Raw genomic sequence first — 22,316 nt, forward strand, 5'->3', positions numbered from 1 at the left:
CACGACCTGCCGACAGGGTACCGGATCTGGACCAATATTCCATCGGAGTCCCTACCTATATGACCACCACCACGCCGGAATCGGTGCAGCCGAAGCAGGTCGCTGTCAACGACATCGGAACCGCTGAGGAATTTCTCGCCGCCGTCGATGAGACCATCAAGTACTTCAACGATGGCGACATCGTCGAAGGCGAAGTCGTCAAGGTCGACCGTGACGAAGTCCTCGTTGACATCGGATACAAGACGGAAGGCGTCATCCTCGCACGTGAGCTTTCCATCAAGCACGATGTCGATCCCGGCGAAGTCGTCGAGGTCGGGGACGAGATCGAAGCCCTCGTTCTTCAGAAGGAAGACAAAGAGGGCCGTCTCATGCTCTCGAAGAAGCGGGCTCAGTACGAGCGCGCCTGGGGCGACATCGAGAAGATCAAGGAAGACGACGGCGTTGTCACCGGCACCGTCATCGAGGTCGTCAAGGGCGGCCTGATCGTCGACATCGGACTGCGCGGCTTCCTGCCCGCATCGCTGGTCGAGATGCGTCGTGTCCGCGACCTCGCCCCCTACATCGGCCAGCAGGTCGAAGCCAAGATCATCGAGCTCGACAAGAACCGCAACAACGTGGTCCTGTCGCGTCGCGCCTGGCTCGAGCAGACCCAGTCCGCCGTTCGCCACGACTTCCTGCAGACCCTGCAGAAGGGCCAGGTCCGTCCTGGTGTCGTGTCCTCCATCGTCAACTTCGGTGCGTTCGTCGACCTCGGTGGTGTCGACGGACTCGTCCACGTCTCCGAGCTGTCCTGGAAGCACATCGATCACCCGGGTGAGGTCGTCACCGTGGGTGACGAGGTCACCGTCGAGGTTCTCGACGTCGACATGGACCGTGAGCGCGTCTCGCTCTCGCTCAAGGCCACCCAGGAAGATCCCTGGCAGCACTTCGCCCGCACCCACGTCATCGGACAGATCGTGCCGGGCAAGGTCACGAAGCTCGTTCCCTTCGGTGCATTCGTGCGCGTCGAAGACGGCATCGAGGGCCTCGTCCACATCTCCGAGCTGGCCGTGCGCCACGTGGATCTGCCTGAGCAGGTCGTCTCGGTCGACGAGACCATCTACGTCAAGGTCATCGACATCGACCTCGAACGTCGCCGCATCTCGCTGTCGCTGAAGCAGGCCAACGAGGGCGTCGACCCCGAGGCCGAAGAGTTCCTCGACCCCGCTCTCTACGGCATGCCGCAGGAGTACGACGAGGACGGCAACTACAAGTACCCGGAGGGCTTCGACCCCGAGACCAACGAGTGGGTCGAAGGCTACGAGGCTCAGCGCGAGGCCTGGGAACAGCAGTACGCCGCTGCTCAGGAACGCTGGGAAGAGCACAAGAAGCAGGTCGCCAAGGCCATCGCTGCGGACGCCGAGGCCTCCGCCGCCGATGCCGTCGGTTCTGCCGAAGCCGCTCCGGCCACCGGTTCGTTCTCCTCGGAAGAGGCAAGCGACGAAGGCACGCTGGCCAGCGACGAAGCTCTCGCAGCCCTGCGTGAGAAGCTTGCAGGCAGCTGATAGCAGCCACCACAAGGGCTCCCGGTCGGAAGATCGGGAGCCCTTTGTGTATGCCCCCGCAGCAGCGGCCGCATCTGCGCGGACCGTGATCCGCCCACCGCTGTACCGGCGGCTGCGGCCCTGGCTGTGGTACACGCTGCTGCTGGCTCTGGTCAGCCTCATCGTCTTCGGATCCGTCGCCGCAGACCCCGGCGGTTCGGTCGTCGGCTCCAACGACGACTCCTCCCTGTTCATCTGGTGGCTCGGCCATGGGGCACAGGTCCTCGCCGACGCCCTCGGCTTCGGGTCCGGCGGCAGCGGCGGACTGCTCTACACGGAGTTGATGAACGCCCTCGGTGGGGGAGTCAACGGTGCCTGGAACACCTCGTTGGCCGGTATTGCGCTCCTGCTCGCACCACTGACCTGGGTGGCCGGACCGATTGTCAGCTACAACCTGCTCATCCTGTGCCTCCCCGTCATCAACAGCCTGGCCACCGCGGTGCTCTTCCGCCGCTTCCTGGGCCGCCTCCCCGCGTTCATCGCCGCCGGCGGAGTCGGCTTCTCCAGCTACGTCATCGCCCAGCTCGGCGGCCACCCGAACCTCGCCTTCGCCGTCACTCCGCCCCTGACCGCATGGGCGATCCTTGCGCTGCTCGGCCCCGGCGGCCACCACCGCGGTCACAGATCCGTGTGGACGATCGGCATCGTCTTCGGACTGCTGCTGGGCTTCCAGTTCTACGTCTCGACCGAAGTCCTCGCCGGCACGTTCCTCGCGGCGGTCTGTTTCCTCGTCTGCCTCGCCGCGTTCGGTCGCCGGCAGTTCCCCGCCCGTGCATGGCTGCGACTGGGGCTCGGCTCGCTGCTCGCCGCCGCTGTGGCGCTGCTGTGTGCGATTCCGCTGCTGCTGACCATGGCCGGGCCCAATGCGCCGCAGGGGCCGATCCGTCCGCACGGTGTGTGGAACACCGATCTGCTCGATCCGATCCTGCCGGCCGCGCCCGCCTGGCTGAGCTCCGGTGTCTCTCCGCTGCCACGGGTGATGGACATCGATCCCGCCGAACTCGGTGCCTATGTTGGTGCTCCCGCGCTCCTGGCCGCACTCATCATCGTCCTCGCCTCATCGAGGACGACCACCCGCACCCTGCCGGTGCGCATCGCGGCCGCCACCGGTGTCCTCGTCTTCGCCCTCTCGCTCGGCTCGCCGATCCTCCTCGGCGGGGGAGTGCTCACCGAAACCGGACCGTTCGCGCTCGTCGAATCCGTACCGGTGCTCAACAACATCCTGCCCATGCGCCTCGTCCTGCATTCGACGATCGCGCTCTTCGCGATCCTCGGCGTCGGTCTCGACTGGGCACTGTCCCACCTGAGGCAGCGTCGCGCCCGGCTGCTCACGGGGTTGCTCGCACTCGCTGCCGTGTGCGTCGTCCCCGGCCCTCAGACCGTCCACGAAGTGACCGTCCCCGACTTCTATGAGGATTCGATCGCCGAGGTGGTCCCCGCCGGATCCGTCGTCAAGACCTTCCCCCGCCCGCTGGCATGGGCCGTGCCCCACGCCGATGAGGCAATGGTCTGGCAGTCCGTCAGCGGATTCCGCTATCGCGAGACCGGCGGATACTTCATCGGTTCGAGCCCGGACTCGCCGGTCACCTATTCGGCGCCCGAGGACAGCCTCGATGCGCTGCTGCACGGCTCCGTCTTCGACGGCGAGCCGATGCCGGACCCTGCGAGTCGGGATGTGAACTCGGCGATCGCCGACCTGCGCGCCTCAGGAGTCGACTTCATCGTGCTGGCCCGCGACTCCCCGGTGCTGCCCGGAAGTCAGGAGGAGTATGCGGCATTCCTCGACACTGCCGTCGGAGATCCCGTCTTCACCGATGAGGGGGTGCGGGTCTACCGGCTCGGTCAGTAGGATGAACGCATGCTGAGAATCGGTCTCACCGGCGGAATCGGTGCCGGCAAGTCAACAGTGTCGAGGATGCTCGTCGCGCACGGGGCCGTGCTCGTCGATGCCGACCAGATCGCCCGCGAGGTCGTCGCACCCGGTCAGCCGCTGCTCGAACTCCTCGCAGAGGCCTTCGGCCCGCAGGTGCTCGATGGCTCGGGAGGCCTCGACCGTGCGGCCCTCGCGGCCGCGGCCTTCATCGATGCCGAACACACGGCGAAGCTCAATGCCCTCATGCACCCGGCGATCCGCGACCGCACCGCCGAACACTTCGCCCGGCACGCCGAGGCGCCGATCGTCGTCCACGACGTCCCGCTGCTCGTCGAGAACTCGATGACACCCGCCTACCATCTCAACCTCGTCGTCGATGTTCCCGCTGAAGTGCGCCTGCAGCGGCTCATCGACGCCCGCGGAATGGACCGCGAGGATGCCGCCGCACGGATCACCCGGCAAGCCGATGACGAAACGCGCAGACGGGCCTGCGACGTCAGCATCGACAACACCGGCCCGGTCGCCACGACCGAGGACACGGTGGCCCGGCTCATCTCCTCGCGGATCCGGCCCTTCGCCGAGAACCTCCGCCGAGCACGACGGGCATCACGTGCCGCTCTCGGGCTCAGCGATCCGGAGGATGCGGATTGGGACGGTGACGCGCGGCGCGTCATCGCGAAGCTCGAGCACGGCACCGGCGCCGAATTCGCCATCGAGCACATCGGTTCCACCTCGGTGCCGGGCCTGCCCGCCAAAGACGTCATCGATCTGCAGCTGCTGGTCCCCGACCTCGCGGCAGCCCGGCAACTGGCCCCCCGCCTGACCGAACTCGGGTATCCGGGGGAGGAGATGCATGATCATCTGGGCGAGGCCGGAGGCGAGGCGAAGTGGTTCCACGCGAACACGGACCCCGGCCGGGCGGTGAACCTGCATGTGCGGGTCGCGGATTCCGTGGGCGCCCGCTTCGCTCGCGCATTCCGGGATCTGCTCAGCGCCGATGCCGGGGCGCGGGACGAGTATCTCCGGGTCAAACGCGAGCTCATGGCACTCGCGCAGGAGCAGGGCGGAACAGACTCTCAGATCACTCGGTCCTACGCAGAGTCGAAGGAACCGTACTTCCTGAGCATGCGTCGACGTCTGGTCCCCGACAGCTTCGACTGATGCGGGCCGAAGCGGGAGCCGACTGCCCAATGTCAGGGGCGAGGACTAGGGTGGGACTATGAGCTCAGAACGCCCCCTGCCAGCGATCGGTCACCGTCCCGACGTCACTCGCGAAGTGGCCCCCTTCGAGGTCGTCTCCGAGTACTCGCCCTCCGGCGACCAGCCGACGGCGATCAGGGAGATCTCCGAACGGCTCGATGCGGGGGAGCGGGACATCGTGCTGCTCGGCGCCACCGGCACAGGCAAGTCCGCGACGACCGCGTGGCTCATCGAACAGGTGCAGCGTCCGACTCTGATCATGGCCCCGAACAAGACTCTGGCCGCACAGCTGGCCAACGAGTTCCGGCAGCTGCTGCCGCACAACGCCGTCGAGTACTTCGTGTCCTACTACGACTACTACCAGCCCGAAGCCTATGTGCCGCAGACGGACACGTTCATCGAGAAGGACTCGTCGATCAACGACGAAGTCGAACGGCTCCGGCACTCGGCCACGAACTCGCTGCTGACCCGACGCGATGTCGTCGTGGTCTCGACGGTCTCATGCATCTACGGCCTCGGCACACCCGAGGAATACGTCGACCGCATGGTCACCCTGCACCGGGGCGACGAATGCGATCGCGACGAACTGCTCAAACGGTTCGTGTCCATGCAGTACGCCCGCAACGATATGGCGTTCACCCGCGGCACCTTCCGCGTGCGCGGCGACACCGTCGAGATCATCCCTCAGTACGAAGAGCTCGCGCTGCGCATCGAATTCTTCGGTGACGAGATCGAATCCCTGCAGACCCTCCACCCGCTGACCGGGGAGATCGTACGCGACGAGGATACGATCCACGTCTTCCCCGCCAGCCACTACGTCGCCGGTGAGAGCCGGATGGCCACGGCCATCAGCGGGATCGAAGACGAGCTGCAGAAGCGGCTGAGCGAATTCGAGTCGCAGAACAAGCTCCTCGAAGCGCAGCGGCTGAAGATGCGGACGACCTACGACCTCGAGATGATGGAGTCGATGGGCTTCACCTCCGGCATCGAGAACTATTCGCGGCACATCGACGGCCGTGCTCCCGGATCGGCCCCGAACTGTCTGCTCGACTACTTCCCCGAGGACTTCCTCCTCGTCGTCGACGAATCTCATGTCACCGTTCCGCAGATCGGCGGCATGTACGAAGGCGATATGTCACGCAAACGCACTCTCGTCGAACACGGCTTCCGCCTGCCCAGCGCCATGGACAACCGGCCCCTGAAGTTCGACGAGTTCCGCGAACGCGTCGGGCAGACCGTGTACCTCTCGGCCACGCCCAGCAACTTCGAACTCGGCAACGCCAACGGCTACGTCCAGCAGATCATCCGACCGACCGGACTCGTCGACCCGGAGATCAAGGTCAAACCGACGAAGGGCCAGATCGACGATCTGCTCGACGAGATCAAGACCAGGGTCGACGCGAACGAACGTGTGCTGGTGACCACGCTGACGAAGAAGATGGCCGAAGACCTCACCGACTACCTGCTCGAGCACGAGGTCCGCGTCCAGTACCTCCACTCCGATGTCGACACGCTGCGACGTGTGGAACTGCTCACAGAGCTGCGCGGCGGAGAGTTCGACGTCCTCGTCGGCATCAACCTGCTGCGTGAGGGACTCGACCTGCCCGAAGTCTCCCTCGTCGCGATCCTCGACGCCGACAAGGAAGGGTTCCTCCGGTCCTCGACCTCGCTCATCCAGACGATCGGCCGCGCGGCACGCAACCTGCACGGTCAGGTGCACATGTACGCGGACACGATCACGGACTCGATGCGCACCGCCATCGATGAGACCGACCGCAGGCGGGCGATCCAGGTCGCCTACAACGAGGAACACGGCATCGACCCGACCCCGCTGGTCAAACGGATCGCCGACATCACCGAACGACTGCAGCGCGAGGACGAGGACACTCGCGAGCTGCTCACCGAGTTCGACTACGGCAAGGGCAGGCGCGGCTACAATTCGACGCTCAGCGACGAACAGCGCGAAGCCGCGGGCAAGCCCGGCTCGCTGCGTCCGCCGGCGGCCGACCTCACCGAGCTCATCGAATCGCTGACATCGCAGATGCATTCCGCCGCCGCCGAGCTGCAGTTCGAACTCGCCGCGCGCCTGCGCGACGAACTCTCCGACCTCAAACAGGAGCTGCGGCAGATGAAGGAGGCCGGGCACGCCTGAGCCGCCAGTGTAGACTGGAGCGCCGGAGGGGAGTATCCCATAAGCTCCGAACTCGTCATCACGATCTCTTCGATCCGGGTTCGGACGCGGTTGAACAGCGCCGCGGGAGAGACTTTCGATTTGCCCAGCCGTGTACGGCACGCACGGACAACAGCGAAAGGCTTCCATGACAACCGAATTGCCCTTCTGGTTCGAGACCGGTTCACTCATCGTTCTCGTCCTCATCCTCGTGGCCGATCTCCTGCTGGTGATCAAACGGCCGCACATCCCCTCGATGCGCGAAGCAACCCTCTGGGTGAGCTTCTACGTTTCACTCGCCCTGCTCTTCGCCGTGGCGATGTACTTCTTCGCCGACGGAGAGCACGCGGGACAGTTCCTGGCCGGCTGGCTCACGGAATACAGCCTGAGTATCGACAACCTCTTCGTCTTCGTCATCATCATGACCCGGTTCAAGGTGCCCAGGCAGTATCAGCAGGAAGTGCTGATGGTCGGCATCATCATCGCGCTCGTCTTCCGCGGCGTGTTCATCCTCGCCGGATCGGTCGTCATCAATCTCTTCATCTCCGTCTTCTACCTCTTCGGCGTGTTCCTGCTGTGGACGGCATGGAACCAAGCGTTCGGCAGCGAGGACGAAAGCGATGAGGACAACCGCTTCGTCAGATGGCTCAAGGGTCGGGTGAACATCTCCGACGACTTCGACGGCAACAGACTCAAGACCACGATCGACGGGCAGAAGTTCTTCACCCCGATGCTGCTCGTCTTCATCGCCATCGGCACCACCGATGTCATGTTCGCGCTCGACTCGATCCCCGCGATCTTCGGCATCACCCAGAGTCCATTCATCGTGTTCACGGCGAACCTCTTCGCCCTCATGGGTCTGCGCCAGCTCTACTTCCTCCTCGGCGGGCTGCTCGACCGACTCATCTACCTCAAGTACGGCATCGCCGCGATCCTCGCGTTCATCGGCGTCAAGCTCATCTTGCACGCCGCACACGAGAACAACCTGCCGTTCATCAATGGGGGAGAGAAACTCGAATGGGTTCCCGACATCACCACCGGCGTGTCTCTGGCCGTCATCATCGGCTGCATGGCCGTGGCCACCATCGCCAGCCTCATCGCGATGAAGCGCGGCCACCAGGAAGTCCACTTCGGTCAGGTCGAACACGAACAGCACCACGTCGATGACCCACAGGCCCCGGACTCTGCCGGGCGGGACGGGTCGGACCGCCTCGGCGACGGCGAGGGACGGGCGCAGAAGAAGCCCGGCACCGCTCAGGAACCGAACTCCGAATGATCCACGCCACGCCTGCCCCAGCACTCGGAGGCCGCTGAGCGGCAGGGAAGAGCGCGGGCCGCAGCTGATCCCGAGGATCGGCTGCGGCCCGTGTCATAACTGAGTCCGCAGCCGGCCGGGCTGCGGGCGCTTCGCGGCTCAGTCCGCAGCGAGAGGACCGAAGACCGGGGTCCACTCGCGAATCTGTGTCGACTCGATCACACCGAGCGACGCATAGGGGTCCCGAGCGAGGTGGGTTTCGACCTCCGCCCGGTCGGCGGCGCTGAGGACGAGCAGCCCGCCGGGCTGCGGATCAGCGTCGAGAGGACCCGAAGCGAGGATGGTCCCGGCCTCATTCAACTCCGCCTGCCATTGCCGGTGCGCGGGGCGATGCTCCATCCGCGTGTCTGTATCGGGACCATAGTTGTAGGTGACGGCGAAGACCGGCATGTGTGACTCCTCGGTGTCGAGCAATAGGATGGAACCAGTCTAATCGGAAAGGTCTGTGCATCAGCGTGGCCAGATTGCAGGAGATCCCCGCGGAATTCGCGGACGACGATACGATCTACGAGTCCTTCGGCGAATACTGCTCGGAGATCGGAGTCGAACCGTACCCGGCCCAGGATGAGGCGTTCCTCAGCATCCTCGCCGGCGACAACACGATCATGGCCACCCCGACCGGTTCGGGCAAGTCACTTGTGGCCCTCTTCGCCCTCTACCAGTCGTACACCCGAGGGATCCGCGCCTACTACACCGCTCCTCTCAAGGCCCTGGTGAGTGAAAAGTTCTTCTCGCTCATCGCCGCTTTCGGAGCCGAGAACGTCGGCATGATCACCGGGGACTCGACCGTCAACGGCGATGCCCCTGTCATCTGCGCAACGGCAGAGATCCTCGCCAACCAGGCGCTGCGCGAAGGCGGGATGCTCGACGCGGGCATGGTCGTCATGGACGAATTCCACTATGTCGCCGACCCCTCCCGCGGCTGGGCCTGGCAGGTGCCGCTGCTCGAGATGCCGCAGGCCCAGTTCGTCCTCATGTCCGCCACCCTCGGCGACACCACCGACATCCGCAGAACCATGCGGGAGACGACGGGACGCGATTCCTCCGAAGTGACCTCGGCGGAGAGACCCGTGCCGCTTGAGTACGAATACTCCACGGACACGCTCTCGGACACCCTGCGTGGACTCGTCCGCAACGACAAAGCCCCGGTCTACGTCGTCTCCTACTCCCAGAACGGGGCGATCGACCTCGCCACGAACCTCCTCTCGGTCGACCTCGCCACGAAGGACCAGAGAGCCGCGATCGCCGCGGCGATCAAAGGCTTCTCCTTCGGCAAGGGCTTCGGACAGAGCCTGCGCAAACTCCTCCTCCACGGCGTCGGCGTCCACCACGCGGGCATGCTGCCGAAATACCGGCGCCTCATCGAGCAGCTCGCGCTCAAAGGCCTGCTGCTCGTCATCTCCGGCACCGACACCCTCGGCGTGGGCATCAATGTGCCCATCCGCTCCGTGCTGCTGACGGGGCTGACGAAATTCGACGGCCGGAAGATGCGCAGACTCAGCGTCCGCGAATTCCAGCAGCTGGCCGGCCGTGCCGGCCGCGCCGGATTCGACACCCGCGGCTACGTCGTCGCCCAAGCCCCGGAACACGTCATCGACAATCTCAAAGCCGAAGCGAAGGCCGCGAACGACGACAAGAAGAAAAAGAAGAAGATCAAGAAGAAGGCCGCCCCAGCCGGGTTCGTCGGCTGGTCGGAGGAGACCTTCACCAAACTCATCGAAGGCGAATCCGAGACCCTGCGCCCGCGGATGAAGATCGACCATTCGACGATCCTCAACCTCGTGGCCCGTCCCGGCTCCGACGTGTCGACGATCGGCGACTTCATCGACAAGACGCACGAGACCCGGGACCGCCGACTCGACCTCAAACTCACGGCGATCAGCATCGGACGCTCCCTCCTCGACGCCGGACTCATCGAAATCAGAGGGAACGAACTCTCCGCCACCCAGGACCTCGGCCCCCAGTTCGCGCTCAATCAGCCGCTGGCACCGTTCGTCCTCGCCGCGCTCGACCTCCTCGACGAAGACGACGACACCTATGCCCTCGACATCGTCTCCATCGTCGAATCCACCACTTCGGTGCCGTTCCAGATCCTCAAGGGCCAACTCGACCGGATCAAGGGCGACACCCTGGCCGAACTCAAAGCCGAAGGGGTCGACTACGCCGAACGGATGGCCATCCTCGACGAGGTCGAAGGACCCGCACCCCTGGCCGAGATGCTCGAACCCGCCTTCGACCACTTCGTCGAGACCCACCCGTGGCTGCGCGGCGGCAGCTTCGAACCGAAATCCGTCGTCCGCGACATGATCGAACAGTCCATGGGCTTCACACAGTTCGTCGGCTACTATTCCCTGGCCCGCGCCGAAGGCAGCCTGCTGCGGTACCTCACCGACGTCTACCGGGCGCTGCTGCACAACGTGCCGGCGGAGAACCGGACCGAGGAGCTGGCCGACATCATCGAATGGCTCGGTGAGACCATCGCCCGCACGGACTCCTCCCTGCTCGACGAATGGCGGACCCTGCAGGGTCTCGATCCGACTCAGCACGCCGATGAGCTGCCGGCGCTGGATCGCCGGTTCTCCGAGAACACGAAGGTCTTCACCGCCGAGATCCGCAACGCCCTGTTCCACCGGGTGCTCCTCGCCGAACGTGCCGACTACACCGAACTCGGCCGCCTCGACGCGGAATCCGGCTTCGACGCCCGTGCCTGGGAAGACGCGATCGAAGACTTCTACGATGTCTACGGCGACCTGCTCACGGACCAGAAGGCCCGCGGTCGGGAATATATCGACATCGAACCCGGTTCTTCCACCTGGAACGTCCGCCAGATCCTGGCCGACCCCGAAGGGAACCGGGACTGGGCCATCGACGCCGAGGTGGACGTGGAAGCCAGCGACGAAGCCGGAGACATCGTTCTCCGCATCGTCTCGGTCGGCGAGATCGGCGCCGCCAGATGAACCCCACGGCCGGGCCGCGGCCGGTGCGAAGAGCCGAGAATGAAGCAATGTCAGTGCCGAGGAATACAGTGGTCAGGTGATGAAAACCAATAACGTTGAGCAAGTCAGCGGCGTCTCCCATCTCGACACGCTGTGGGTCAAGGGCGCGCGGGCACACAATCTCAAGAACGTCGAGATCGCCCTGCCGCGTGACTCCATGGTCGTCTTCACCGGACTGTCCGGATCCGGCAAGTCGTCCCTGGCCTTCGACACGATCTTTGCCGAGGGGCAGCGACGCTACGTCGAATCCCTGTCCTCCTACGCCCGCATGTTCCTCGGTCAGATGGACAAACCCGATGTCGACTTCATCGAAGGGCTGTCCCCGGCGGTGTCGATCGACCAGAAGTCGACATCGCGCAACCCGCGCTCGACCGTCGGCACGATCACGGAGGTCTACGACTTCCTGCGCCTGCTGTGGGCACGCATCGGCACCCCGCACTGTCCGGTCTGCGGTGAGGTGATCACGAAGCAGACTCCGCAGCAGATCGTCGACCAGCTGCTCGAGCTCGAGGAGCGCACGAAGTTCCTCGTCCTCGCCCCAGTCGTCCGTTCCCGCAAGGGCGAGTTCGTCGACCTCTTCACCGAACTGCAGGCCAAGGGCTTCTCGCGTGCCATCGTCGACGGCGAGCAGATCACCCTGAGTGAACCCCCGACCTTGGAGAAGCAGTACAAGCACACGATCTCCGTCGTCGTCGACCGCCTCGTGGCGAAGCCCGGAATGCGTCCGCGCCTGACCGACTCGGTCGAGACCGCACTCGGCCTGGCCGATGGCCGCATCGACATCGACCTCGTCGACGAAGGCACGACCCGCACCTTCTCCGAACATATGTCGTGCCCGAACGAACACCCGCTGACGGTCGACGAGATCGAGCCGCGGTCCTTCTCCTTCAACTCGCCCTTCGGCGCCTGCCCGACCTGTGACGGCATCGGCACGCGCCTGCAGGTCGACGAGGACCTCGTCGTGCCGGATGAGGACCTCAGCCTCGGTGCCGGAGCGATCGCCCCCTGGTCCGGCGGCAAGCAGGTCGCGAAGTACTTCAACCGGCTGCTCAAGGGCCTCGGCGACGAACTCGGCTTCGATATGAAGACACCGTGGAAGAAGCTGCCGAAGACCGCGAAGACCGCGATCCTCACCGGCAAGGACTACAAGGTCCACGTCAAGTACAAGAACCGCTTCGGCCGCGAACGCACCTACTCGACCGGTTTCGAGGGCGTCTACCAGTACATCCAGCGCAAACACGAAGAGACCGAATCCGATTGGTCGCGCGAGCGCTACGAGTCGTATATGCGGGAGATCCCCTGCGCCAGCTGCCAGGGGACCCGCCTCAAGCCCGAGATCCTCGCGGTCAAGGTCGGCGACAGATCCATCGCCGAAGTCTCCGAACTCGCTCTCGACGAAGCCGCGGAGTTCCTCGGCTCACTCGAACTCAGCGACCGGGATGCGGCGGTGGCGGCTCAGGTGATGAAGGAGATCAACGCCCGACTCGGCTTCCTCCTCGACGTCGGACTCGACTACCTCAGCCTCAATCGTGCCGCGGGCACCCTGTCCGGCGGCGAAGCCCAGCGCATCCGCTTGGCCACGCAGATCGGTTCGGGACTCGTCGGCGTCCTCTACGTCCTCGACGAGCCCTCGATCGGTCTGCACCAGCGTGACAACCGCAGACTCATCGAGACGCTCAACAAGCTCAAGGAGCTGGGCAACACCCTCATCGTCGTCGAACACGATGAGGACACCATCGAATCCGCCGACTGGATCGTCGACATCGGTCCCGGCGCCGGCGAGCACGGGGGAGAGGTCGTCTACTCGGGCCCCGTGCCCGGGCTCAGGGACGCCCCGGGCTCGATCACCGGCGACTACCTCTCCGGTCGTCGCGAGATCCAGATCCCAGCAGCCCGTCGCCCCGTCGACAGGGAGCGGATGGTCACCGTCGAGAAGGCGGTGGAGAACAACCTGCGCGATGTCACGGTGTCCTTCCCGCTCGGCGTGCTCACGGCCGTCACCGGTGTGTCCGGTTCGGGCAAGTCGACCCTGGTCAACGAGATCCTCTACACGCAGATGGCCAATGTCCTCAACGGCGCCTCTCGCGTGCCCGGACGCCACAAACGGGTGACCGGACTGGACAACCTCGACAAGGTCGTCCACGTCGACCAGTCGCCGATCGGTCGGACCCCACGGTCGAACCCCGCCACCTACACCGGCGTGTTCGACCATGTGCGCAGGCTGTTCGCCGAAACGGAGTCGGCGAAGGTCCGCGGCTACCTGCCGGGACGGTTCTCCTTCAACGTCAAGGGCGGCCGCTGCGAGAACTGCAGCGGCGACGGCACCATCAAGATCGAGATGAACTTCCTGCCCGACGTCTACGTGCCCTGCGAAGTCTGCCAAGGGGCCCGGTACAACCGGGAGACACTCGAAGTGACGTTCAAGGGCAAGAGCATCGCCGAAGTCCTCGACATGCCCATCGAAGAGGCCAACGACTTCTTCGCGGCGATCCCTGCGATCTCCCGTCACCTGAAGACCCTCGTCGAGGTCGGGCTCGGCTATGTCCGCCTCGGTCAGCCGGCGACGACGCTGTCCGGTGGCGAGGCACAGCGGGTCAAACTCGCCGCCGAACTGCAGAAGCGCTCGCGCGGACGGACCGTCTACGTGCTCGACGAACCGACGACGGGCCTGCACTTCGAGGACATCTCGAAGCTGCTGCTCGTCCTCCAGGGGCTCGTCGACAAAGGCAACACGGTCATCGTCATCGAACACAACCTCGATGTGATCGGCAACGCCGACCACGTCATCGATCTCGGACCCGAAGGCGGTCGCGGCGGCGGTCAGATCATCGCCGACGGCACTCCGGAGGAAGTCGCCGAGGTGGCCGCGTCCCACACCGGACGGTTCCTCAAACCGATGCTCGACGCCTGATCCGAATGCCCGATCCATCCAGCTACCGTCCGGCCACGGGGTCGATCCCGACCTCGGCCGGCGTGTACAAATTCCGGGACCCCGACCGCCGAGTGATCTACGTGGGGAAGGCGAAGAACCTCCGCAACCGCCTCAATTCGTACTTCGCGAACCCCGTCGCACTGCATCCGCGGACGTCGACGATGGTCCACACCGCGAATTCCGTGGAATGGACCGTCGTCGACACCGAGGTCGAAGCCCTGCAGCTCGAGTGGACGTGGATCAACGAGTTCAATCCGCGGTTCAACGTCATGTTCCGCGACGACAAGTCCTACCCCTACCTCGCGATCACCATGAACGAAGAGGTGCCGCGAGCCTTCATCACCCGCGGCAAACGCCGCAAGGGCGTGAAGTACTTCGGTCCCTTCGCCCAGGTGTGGGCGATCAAGGACACCCTCGACCTGCTGCTCAGGGCCTTCCCGATGCGCACCTGCACCCCCGGGGTCTACCGGCGTGCAGAACGCAGCGGCCGTCCCTGCCTGCTCGGCTACATCGACAAATGCGCGGCCCCCTGCGTCGACCACATCAGCAAGGACGAGCACCGGGAGCTCGCCCGCAGCATCACCGACTTCATGTCCGGCAACACCGGGCGGTTCATCAGCTACCGCAAGAAGGAGATGGCACAGGCCGCCGAGGAGCTCGATTACGAACGGGCCGCCCGTCTGCGGGATGAGATCACCGCCCTGCAGAAGGTGCTCGACAAGTCCGCCGTGGTCCTCTCGGTCAGCGCCGACTGCGATATCTTCGCCCTCGTCACCGAGGAGCTCGAAGCCTCCGTACAGGTATTCCATGTGAGACAGGGCCGGATCCGCGGTCAACGCGGCTGGATCATCGAACGCTCCGATGACCACACTCCGGCGGAACTGACCACCGACTACCTGCGGCAGGCGTATTCCGGTCTCGACGCCGAGGCGATCCCGAAGGAGATCCTCGTCGACACCCTGCCGGCCGATCAGGAGTCCCTCGAAGCCTGGCTGAGCCAGCAGCGGGGGGCGCGAGTGACGGTCCGTGTGCCCGAACGCGGTGAGAAGAGGGCCGCGCTGGAGACGGTGGACAAGAACGCGAAGGAAGCGCTGGTCCAGCACAAACTCAAACGCTCCTCCGACCTGACCACCCGCAGTCAGGCGCTCAAAGAGATCCAAGAGCATCTCGGCCTGCCCGAAGCCCCGCTGCGGATCGAATGCATCGACATCTCCCACACCCAGGGATCGAACGTCGTGGCCTCCCTCGTCGTGTTCGAAGACGGAATGGCGAAGAAGCGCGATTACCGACACTTCGCCATTCACGGCGAAGCCGCCGCCGACGACACGGCCTCGATGTACGATGTCGTCTCCCGCCGGTTCAGCCGCTACCTCGAACAGATGGGCTCCGACGAACCCGACGAACGCTTCGGCTACCGACCGGGCCTCCTCGTCGTCGACGGTGCCGGTCCACAGGTCGCTGCCGCCACGAAGGCGCTGACGGACCTCGGGATCGTCGACATCTCCGTGGTCGGTCTGGCCAAACGACTCGAAGAGATCTGGGTGCCCGAGGACCCGTTCCCGGTGATCCTCCCGCGCAACTCCGAAGGTCTCTTCCTCATGCAGCGGCTGCGCGACGAAGCCCACCGCTTCGCGATCTCCTACCACCGGTCGAAGCGCGCGAAGGCGATGACCAGCTCGGTCCTCGACGACATCGCGGGACTCGGAGAATCCAAACGCACCGCTCTGCTGCGTCATTTCGGGTCGGTGAAGAAGGTCCGTGCCGCCACCGCCGAGGAGATCTGCGAGGTCAAGGGAATCGGTCCCTCGCTCGCGGCCAAGATCGTCGCGGCACTGGCCGACTGAGCACGACGAAACTGCCCTAGAGTAGTGCCCAGAGACCCCGTGCCCGGGCACCGATCGGGCACCGACAGAGGAGGACGTGTGAGTACGCAGGCCGAACCGAACGGTTCCGACCATCCCATCGAGGTCGTTCTCGTCACCGGCATGTCCGGGGCGGGCAGGACGACCGTGGCCAATGTGCTCGAAGACATGGACTGGTACGTCGTGGACAATCTGCCGCCGCAGATGATGCGTCCGCTGGTCGAACTCGTCGCCCGCGCCGACGGTGCTCTGCCCAAGATCGCGATCGTCATCGACGCCAAGGGACGGACGAAGTACACGGAGCTGCAGGAGACGATCGGCGACTTCGTCGATCAGGGACTGTCACTGCGCATCCTCTACCTCGAAGCCTCGGACGAAGTCCTCGTGCGCCGTTTCGAATCGACGAGGCGTCCCCACCCGCTGCAGGGCGAAGGGACCCTCCTCGACGGCATCGAAGCCGAGCGTGCCCAACTCGAGACTCTCAAGCACCGTGCCGACATCATCGTCGACACCTCCGATCTCAACGTCCATCAGCTCTCCGCTGAGGTGCGCAAACGCTTCAGCGACGACGACACTCCGCCGCTGCGCCTGACCTTGATGAGCTTCGGCTTCAAATACGGGCTGCCCAAGGACGCCGACCACATCGCCGACGTCCGCTTCCTGCCCAACCCGTATTGGATTCCCCACCTGCGCGGACACAATGGGCTCGACTCCGATGTCGCGTCCTTCGTGCTCGAGCAGAACGGTGCCGAGGAGTTCATCGAACGCTATGCTGCAACCCTGTCGACCGTGGCCGAAGGCTACCTCCGCGAAGGGCGCGGCTACGCGATGATCGGCATCGGCTGCACCGGAGGCAAACACCGGTCCGTGGCCATCAGCGAACGCGTCGGCAAGCTCCTGTCCGCGCAGACGGGCATTCCCGTGACCGTGCGCCACCGCGACTTGGGAAGAGAATGACATGGAGACCGAAGACCTGCCCGTGATCACCTCGGGGACGCAGAACGACGGTCCGAGCATCGTCTCTTTCGGCGGCGGCCACGGACTCTATGCGGCCCTGCGGGCGTTCCGCCTGCTCACCGAGGACCTCACCGCTGTGGTCACCGTCGCCGATGACGGGGGATCGTCCGGTCGCCTCCGCGACGAGCTCGGGGGACTGCCGCCCGGCGATCTGCGGATGGCGCTGGCCGCGCTGTGCGATGACGGCACCTGGGGGCAGACCTGGCGCGACGTCATCCAGCACCGCTTCGAATCCGACGGCGAACTCTCGGGCCATGCCGTGGGCAATCTGCTCATCGCCGCTCTGTGGCAGATCCACGGCGACCATGTCGCCGGGCTCGACTGGATGGCCCGGCTGCTGCGCGCCCACGGTCGCGTGCTGCCGATGTCCTCGGTGCCACTGACGATCGAGGCCGATGTGAAGTTCCCCGGATCGTTCCAAGTCGTGCGCGGACAATCCGTGCTCGCCTCCACCCTCGGCCATGTCGAGACCGTGCGCCTCGACCCTGCGGCACCGCCGGCCCGATACGAAACCGTCGAAGTCGTGCACGAAGCCGATGTGCTCAATCTCGGTCCCGGATCCTGGTACACCTCGGTGATGCCGCATCTGCTCGTCCCCTCGCTCGCCGAGGCGATCGTGGCCTCCGACGCGGTGAAATCCCTCACGCTCAATCTCAGTTCGACCGATGGGGAGACGAAGGACCTGAGCCTCGGCGAACACCTCGCCTCCCTGCATCGGCACGCGGCCGAGCTGAGGCTGGACTATGTCCTCGTCGACGAGGCGGCGACCGAGCTCGAACCCGACCTGCCGCGGCAGGCAGAGGATCTCTTCGGCGCCAAACTGTGGGAACGTCCGCTGCGCTCACGCAGGCAGGGACAGCATGACAGTCTCAAACTCGCAGCGTGCTACCGTGACATGTTGGTAGACGCAGGGATCGGCGTTGCCGAGCAGTGGTAGGACATCTGGTTCAGGAGGACGAGCAATGGCACTGACCGCTCAGGTCAAGGATGAATTGGCGCGAGTGAGGATCACCCGCACCTCCGCCCGCAAGGCCGAGGTGTCCTCGATCTTCCGGTTCTCCTCCGCCCTCCATCTCGTCAACGGTTCGATCGTGCTCGAAGCCGAACTCGACACCGCCCAAGCGGCGAAGCGTCTGCGCGCCGAGGTCAAGGACCTCTACGGCCAGCATGCCGATATCGTCGTCATCAACGCCGCTGGAATCCGCCGTTCCAACCGCTACCTGCTTCGTGTCACCCGCGACGGCGGAGCCCTGGCGCGCCAGACCGGTCTCGTCGACAACCGGGGACGACCCGTGCGCGGTCTGCCCTCGGCGATCGTCAACGGATCCGTCGCCGATGCCGAGTCCGCCTGGCGCGGTGCCTTCCTCGCCCACGGCTCCCTGACCGAACCCGGACGTTCCTCCGCCCTCGAAGTCACCTGCCCCGGCCCGGAAGCGGCACTGGCGCTCGTCGGAGCCGCCCGCCGACTCGGACTGAGCGCGAAGGCCCGCGAAGTCCGCGGAGTCGACCGGGTCGTCATCCGCGACGGCGACGATATCGCCGCCCTGCTCACCCGGATGGGATCCCACAGCGCGGTGCTCGTGTGGGAGGAGCGCCGGATGCGTCGCGAGGTCCGCGCCACAGCGAATCGTCTGGCGAACTTCGACGATGCGAACCTGCGCCGTTCGGCACGCGCGGCGGTTGCCGCCGGAGCCCGCGTCGAACGAGCCCTGGAGATCCTCGGAGACGAGGTCCCCGAACACCTCCGGTACGCCGGGCAGCTGCGTGTCACCCACAAACAGGCCTCCTTGGAGGAACTCGGACAGCTCGCCGACCCGCCGATGACGAAGGACGCGGTCGCCGGGCGCATCCGCCGACTGCTGTCGACGGCGGACAAGCATGCGGAAGAACTGGGAATTCCCGGCACCGAAGCCAGCCTGACCCCGGAAATGCTCGAGGATCGCTAAGATCGAGGCATGAGACGAATCGCCATCAACGGCTTCGGCCGTATCGGCCGTGCCCTGTTCCGTCTGTCCCTCGAACCCGGCACCGACTTCGAAGTCGTCGCCGTCAACGACCTCACCGACACCGCCACCCTGGCACACCTGCTGACCCATGATTCCGTGTGGCCCCGCTTCGACCACGCTGTCGAAGCCAGCGCTGATGCGCTGACCGTCGACGGCCGTGAGATTGCGGTGTTCAGCGAATCCGACCCCGCCGCCATCGACTGGTCGGGGCACGGAGTCGAACTCGTCGTCGAATCCACCGGTCACTTCACACGCCGGGATCAGGCCGAGGCCCACCTCGGCGGAACCGTGTCCACAGTCGTGCTCTCCGCCCCCGGCAAAGATGTCGACGCAACCTTCGTCATGGGCGTCAACGAGTCCGACTTCGATCCGGACACGCACCCCGTGGTCTCGAACGCCTCATGCACGACGAACTGCATGGCCACCGTCGTCAAGGCCCTCGACGACGCGCTCGGCGTCGAATCCGGGCTGCTCAACACCGTCCACGCCTACACCGGCGACCAGATGCTCGTCGACGGGCCCCACCGGGACCTGCGCCGCGCCCGCGCCGCCGCGGTCAACATCGTGCCCACCACGACCGGTGCGGCACGCACCGTCGGCCGCGTCATGCCCCACCTCGAAGGCAGACTCGACGGACTCGCCGTGCGTGTGCCGGTGCCTGCCGGATCGATCATCGACTTCACATTCACTCCGTCCCGCGGCGCCGACCGCGACGAGGTCAACGCAATCCTCGCCGCCGCGGCGGAGGACTCCGCCTATCTCGAATACTCCACCGACGAACTCGTCTCCACCGATATCGTCGGCACCACCGCCTCGGCGATCGTGGACTCCAAGCTCACGATGGTGCTGGGAGATCAGATCAAGGTCGTGGCCTGGTACGACAACGAGTGGGGCTACACGAACCGGCTCAAAGACATGGTCAGCTACATTCTCAGCGAAAGGGACTCATGAGGACATTCGACGATGCGGGCATCTTCGCCGGCCACGCGGTGCTCGTCCGCAGCGATCTCAACGTGCCGATGGACAACGGCACCATCACCGACCGCGGACGCATCGCCGCCTCGGCGGCAACGATCACAGACCTCGCCGAGGCGGGGGCCAAGGTCATCGTGATGTCGCACCTGGGCCGGCCGAAGGGCGCCCCGGACCCGCAGTACTCGCTGGCTCCCATCGCGGTCGAACTCGCCGAGGCGATCGGTCGTCCCGTCGCCTTCGCCGCTGACACCGTCGGTGAGGAGGCGAAGGCCAAGGCCGCCGCGCTGAGCGACGGTGAGGTCCTGCTGCTGGAGAACCTGCGCTTCAACCCGGGGGAGACGTCGAAGGACGAAGCCGAACGCCGCGAATTCGCCGCACAGCTGGCCGAGCTGGCCGATGACTTCGTCTCCGACGGCTTCGGGGTCGTCCACCGCAAACAGGCCTCCGTGTACGACATCGCCGAGCTGCTCCCACACTTCGCCGGGTCTCTCGTCCGTGCGGAAGTCGAAGTCAGCGACCGACTGCTCACCGACCCGGCCCGGCCCTTCACCGTCGTCCTCGGCGGTTCGAAGGTCTCGGACAAACTCGGTGTCATCGACAACCTCCTCGACCGTGCCGACAATCTGCTCATCGGCGGGGGAATGGTCTTCACCTTCCTCGCCGCGATGGGCCACCCCATCGGATCGAGCCTCGTGGAGACCGACCGCATCGACGACGTCAAGGCCTACCTGGAGCGTTCGTCGGCCGGAGACGGGGCGGCACGGATCGTCCTGCCCCAGGACATCGTCATGGCCGAGAAGTTCTCCGCAGACGCCGAGCACTGGGTGCGCGAGTTCACCGAACTCGAATCCACCCCGGCCGGCGCCTCGGCGCTCGGGCTCGATATCGGTCCCAAGACGGCACGGACCTATGCACAGATCATCGCGAGTTCGGCGACCGTGTTCTGGAACGGTCCCATGGGAGTCTTCGAATTCGAGGCGTTCTCCGCCGGCACCAAGGCCGTGGCCACTGCACTGACCGATGAGGCGCGATCCGCTGACATCGATCCCGCCGAAAGACTCACCGTCGTCGGCGGCGGAGACTCCGCAGCCGCCGTACGCAGCCTCGGATTCTCCGATGACGCTTTCGGCCACATCTCCACCGGCGGCGGCGCCAGCCTCGAATACCTCGAAGGCAAGACCCTGCCCGGACTCGACGCACTCGGATGAGGAAGAAGACGAACATGAGCGACCGCACCCTGCTGCTGGCAGGCAACTGGAAGATGAACCACGACCACCTCGAAGCGATCTCCAGCGTCCAGAAACTCGCCTGGGCCCTCGAAGACGCGAAGCTCGATGAGAGCCGCTGCGAAGTCGTCGTGATCCCACCCTTCACCGACATCCGCTCCGTGCAGACCCTCGTCCAGGGTGACAAGCTGTGGCTGAAGTACGGTGCCCAAGATGTGTCCCAGCATGCTCCCGGTGCTCACACCGGTGAGATCGCGGCGACCTTCCTCACCCGGCTCGGCTGCAGCTACGTCGTCATCGGGCACAGTGAACGTCGGGCGGACAACCATGAGACCAATGAGGTCGTGGCCGCGAAGGTCCGGGCGGCACTGTCGGCCGAACTCACGCCGATCCTGTGCGTGGGGGAGTCGCTGCAGCAGCGGCAGGAGAAGACCCACGTCGACTTCACCCTCGACCAGCTCGAGGAGTCGCTGGCCGGATTCGACGCCTCCGCGCTCGAAGGTCTCGTCATCGCCTACGAACCCGTGTGGGCGATCGGCACCGGTGAGACCGCCACAGCCGCCGATGCGGCAGAGATGGCCGCGGCGATCCGGGCCCGATTGGCCGAGAAGTACGGCAACGGCATGGCGGAGTCGACCCGCATCCTCTACGGCGGATCGGTCAAGGCCGACAATGTGGCCGAGATCGTCGCCGACGCAGACGTCGACGGAGCCCTGGTCGGAGGCGCCAGCCTCAGCGGCCCGGACTTCGCCGCTTTGTGTAAGGCCGCGGTCGCGAAGTAGACTGACGAACGCATCACTCGACGACATTCTCAACGAAACATAGGTTGAATCCGACGTGGAAATCCTCAACATCATTCTCATCGTGCTGCTCGTCCTCACGAGCATCTTCCTCACCCTGCTGATCCTCATGCACAAGGGCAAGGGCGGTGGCATGTCCGACATGTTCGGCGGTGGAATGTCCTCCTCGCTGGGTTCGTCGGGAGTCGCCGAACGCAACCTCAACCGTTTCACCACGCTCTTGGCGATCGTGTGGGCCGCCTGCATCGTCCTGCTGGGCATCCTCACCCGCTTCAACGCCTGAGGCACGATCGGCCCCGAGCCGAGAACTCCGCCCGGATGGGCAGATGACAAAGAGAAGGACCCCGACCGCATCGGTCGG

General features: G+C 65.3%; 16 protein-coding genes. 15 read left to right on the top strand and 1 reads right to left on the bottom strand.

The features are described 5' to 3' along the window. Positions 1-59: 59 nt before the first annotated feature. The 5 genes from rpsA to ACPUD7_RS05510 all read left to right on the top strand — a co-directional run bounded on the left by rpsA (position 60) and on the right by ACPUD7_RS05510 (position 8,102). Entirely contained in the window at positions 60-1,544 is a 1,485-nt protein-coding gene (gene rpsA / locus ACPUD7_RS05490; protein WP_425119373.1) for a 30S ribosomal protein S1, read from the top strand. Positions 1,545-1,590: 46 nt separating this feature from the next. Then, complete coding sequence (locus ACPUD7_RS05495) at positions 1,591-3,432, top strand: hypothetical protein (RefSeq protein WP_425119374.1); 1,842 nt, start codon at positions 1,591-1,593, stop codon at positions 3,430-3,432. 9 nt (positions 3,433-3,441) lie between these two features. After that, complete coding sequence (gene coaE / locus ACPUD7_RS05500) at positions 3,442-4,617, top strand: dephospho-CoA kinase (RefSeq protein ID WP_135541021.1); 1,176 nt, start codon at positions 3,442-3,444, stop codon at positions 4,615-4,617. Between the two features lie 58 nt (positions 4,618-4,675). Further along, complete coding sequence (gene uvrB, locus ACPUD7_RS05505; protein ID WP_135541019.1) at positions 4,676-6,808, top strand: excinuclease ABC subunit UvrB; 2,133 nt, start codon at positions 4,676-4,678, stop codon at positions 6,806-6,808. A gap of 166 nt (positions 6,809-6,974) precedes the next feature. Then, entirely contained in the window at positions 6,975-8,102 is a 1,128-nt protein-coding gene (locus ACPUD7_RS05510) for a TerC family protein (RefSeq protein WP_135541017.1), read from the top strand. A 138-nt stretch (positions 8,103-8,240) separates the two neighbouring features. Here the strand turns inward: ACPUD7_RS05510 and ACPUD7_RS05515 are convergent, their stop codons facing one another. Further along, positions 8,241-8,531: a YciI family protein gene (locus ACPUD7_RS05515; RefSeq protein WP_135541015.1), complete on the bottom strand. Its 291-nt coding sequence runs from the start codon at positions 8,529-8,531 to the stop codon at positions 8,241-8,243. Between the two features lie 65 nt (positions 8,532-8,596). On the opposite strand from ACPUD7_RS05515, the gene ACPUD7_RS05520 reads away from it, so the two are divergent. The 10 genes from ACPUD7_RS05520 (at position 8,597) to secG (ending at position 22,238) form a co-directional block, all read left to right on the top strand. Further along, positions 8,597-11,098: a DEAD/DEAH box helicase gene (locus ACPUD7_RS05520; protein WP_425119375.1), complete on the top strand. Its 2,502-nt coding sequence runs from the start codon at positions 8,597-8,599 to the stop codon at positions 11,096-11,098. 79 nt (positions 11,099-11,177) lie between these two features. After that, positions 11,178-14,048 (top strand): excinuclease ABC subunit UvrA, encoded by a 2,871-nt coding sequence (gene uvrA, locus ACPUD7_RS05525; protein WP_425119426.1) that lies wholly within the window; start codon positions 11,178-11,180, stop codon positions 14,046-14,048. Between the two features lie 5 nt (positions 14,049-14,053). Continuing rightward, complete coding sequence (uvrC, locus tag ACPUD7_RS05530) at positions 14,054-15,913, top strand: excinuclease ABC subunit UvrC (protein ID WP_135541011.1); 1,860 nt, start codon at positions 14,054-14,056, stop codon at positions 15,911-15,913. Positions 15,914-15,991: 78 nt separating this feature from the next. Beyond that, the gene (gene rapZ, locus ACPUD7_RS05535; RefSeq protein WP_135541009.1) at positions 15,992-16,888 is read left to right on the top strand and encodes an RNase adapter RapZ; all 897 of its coding nucleotides are present in this window, start codon (positions 15,992-15,994) and stop codon (positions 16,886-16,888) included. Position 16,889: 1 nt separating this feature from the next. Further along, positions 16,890-17,885, top strand: coding sequence for a gluconeogenesis factor YvcK family protein (locus tag ACPUD7_RS05540; protein WP_425119376.1), 996 nt, complete (start codon positions 16,890-16,892; stop codon positions 17,883-17,885). 25 nt (positions 17,886-17,910) lie between these two features. Beyond that, on the top strand, positions 17,911-18,894 hold the full coding sequence (whiA, locus tag ACPUD7_RS05545; RefSeq protein ID WP_425119377.1) for a DNA-binding protein WhiA: 984 nt from the start codon (positions 17,911-17,913) through the stop codon (positions 18,892-18,894). 9 nt (positions 18,895-18,903) lie between these two features. Further along, a complete protein-coding gene (gene gap, locus ACPUD7_RS05550; RefSeq protein ID WP_425119378.1) occupies positions 18,904-19,905 on the top strand; it encodes a type I glyceraldehyde-3-phosphate dehydrogenase in 1,002 nt (333 codons plus the stop codon). After that, positions 19,902-21,137 carry a phosphoglycerate kinase gene (locus tag ACPUD7_RS05555; RefSeq protein WP_425119379.1) on the top strand — a complete coding sequence of 412 codons (1,236 nt, stop codon included), beginning with the start codon at positions 19,902-19,904 and terminating at the stop codon, positions 21,135-21,137. Before gap ends, ACPUD7_RS05555 begins: the two co-directional genes overlap by 4 nt. Before the next feature lie 14 nt (positions 21,138-21,151). Then, positions 21,152-21,937, top strand: a complete 786-nt coding sequence (tpiA, locus tag ACPUD7_RS05560) for a triose-phosphate isomerase (protein ID WP_205683365.1) — start codon at positions 21,152-21,154, stop codon at positions 21,935-21,937. Positions 21,938-21,992: 55 nt separating this feature from the next. Further along, positions 21,993-22,238, top strand: coding sequence for a preprotein translocase subunit SecG (gene secG / locus ACPUD7_RS05565; RefSeq protein WP_135540998.1), 246 nt, complete (start codon positions 21,993-21,995; stop codon positions 22,236-22,238). The last annotated feature ends 78 nt before the right edge of the window (positions 22,239-22,316 follow it).

This window comes from Brevibacterium sp. FAM 24630 (genome assembly GCF_049804075.1).
In the GTDB taxonomy this organism is placed as follows: domain Bacteria; phylum Actinomycetota; class Actinomycetes; order Actinomycetales; family Brevibacteriaceae; genus Brevibacterium.

Coding starts and splice junctions, on each gene's coding strand:
- uvrB (WP_135541019.1), top strand. CDS start 4,676: ATGAGCTCAGAACGCCCCCTGCCAGCGATCGGTCACCGTCCCGACGTC.
- ACPUD7_RS05555 (WP_425119379.1), top strand. CDS start 19,902: ATGAGGACATTCGACGATGCGGGCATCTTCGCCGGCCACGCGGTGCTC.
- coaE (WP_135541021.1), top strand. CDS start 3,442: ATGCTGAGAATCGGTCTCACCGGCGGAATCGGTGCCGGCAAGTCAACA.
- tpiA (WP_205683365.1), top strand. CDS start 21,152: ATGAGCGACCGCACCCTGCTGCTGGCAGGCAACTGGAAGATGAACCAC.
- gap (WP_425119378.1), top strand. CDS start 18,904: ATGAGACGAATCGCCATCAACGGCTTCGGCCGTATCGGCCGTGCCCTG.
- whiA (WP_425119377.1), top strand. CDS start 17,911: ATGGCACTGACCGCTCAGGTCAAGGATGAATTGGCGCGAGTGAGGATC.
- ACPUD7_RS05540 (WP_425119376.1), top strand. CDS start 16,890: ATGGAGACCGAAGACCTGCCCGTGATCACCTCGGGGACGCAGAACGAC.
- rpsA (WP_425119373.1), top strand. CDS start 60: ATGACCACCACCACGCCGGAATCGGTGCAGCCGAAGCAGGTCGCTGTC.
- ACPUD7_RS05510 (WP_135541017.1), top strand. CDS start 6,975: ATGACAACCGAATTGCCCTTCTGGTTCGAGACCGGTTCACTCATCGTT.
- ACPUD7_RS05515 (WP_135541015.1), bottom strand. CDS start 8,531: ATGCCGGTCTTCGCCGTCACCTACAACTATGGTCCCGATACAGACACG.
- uvrC (WP_135541011.1), top strand. CDS start 14,054: ATGCCCGATCCATCCAGCTACCGTCCGGCCACGGGGTCGATCCCGACC.
- uvrA (WP_425119426.1), top strand. CDS start 11,178: ATGAAAACCAATAACGTTGAGCAAGTCAGCGGCGTCTCCCATCTCGAC.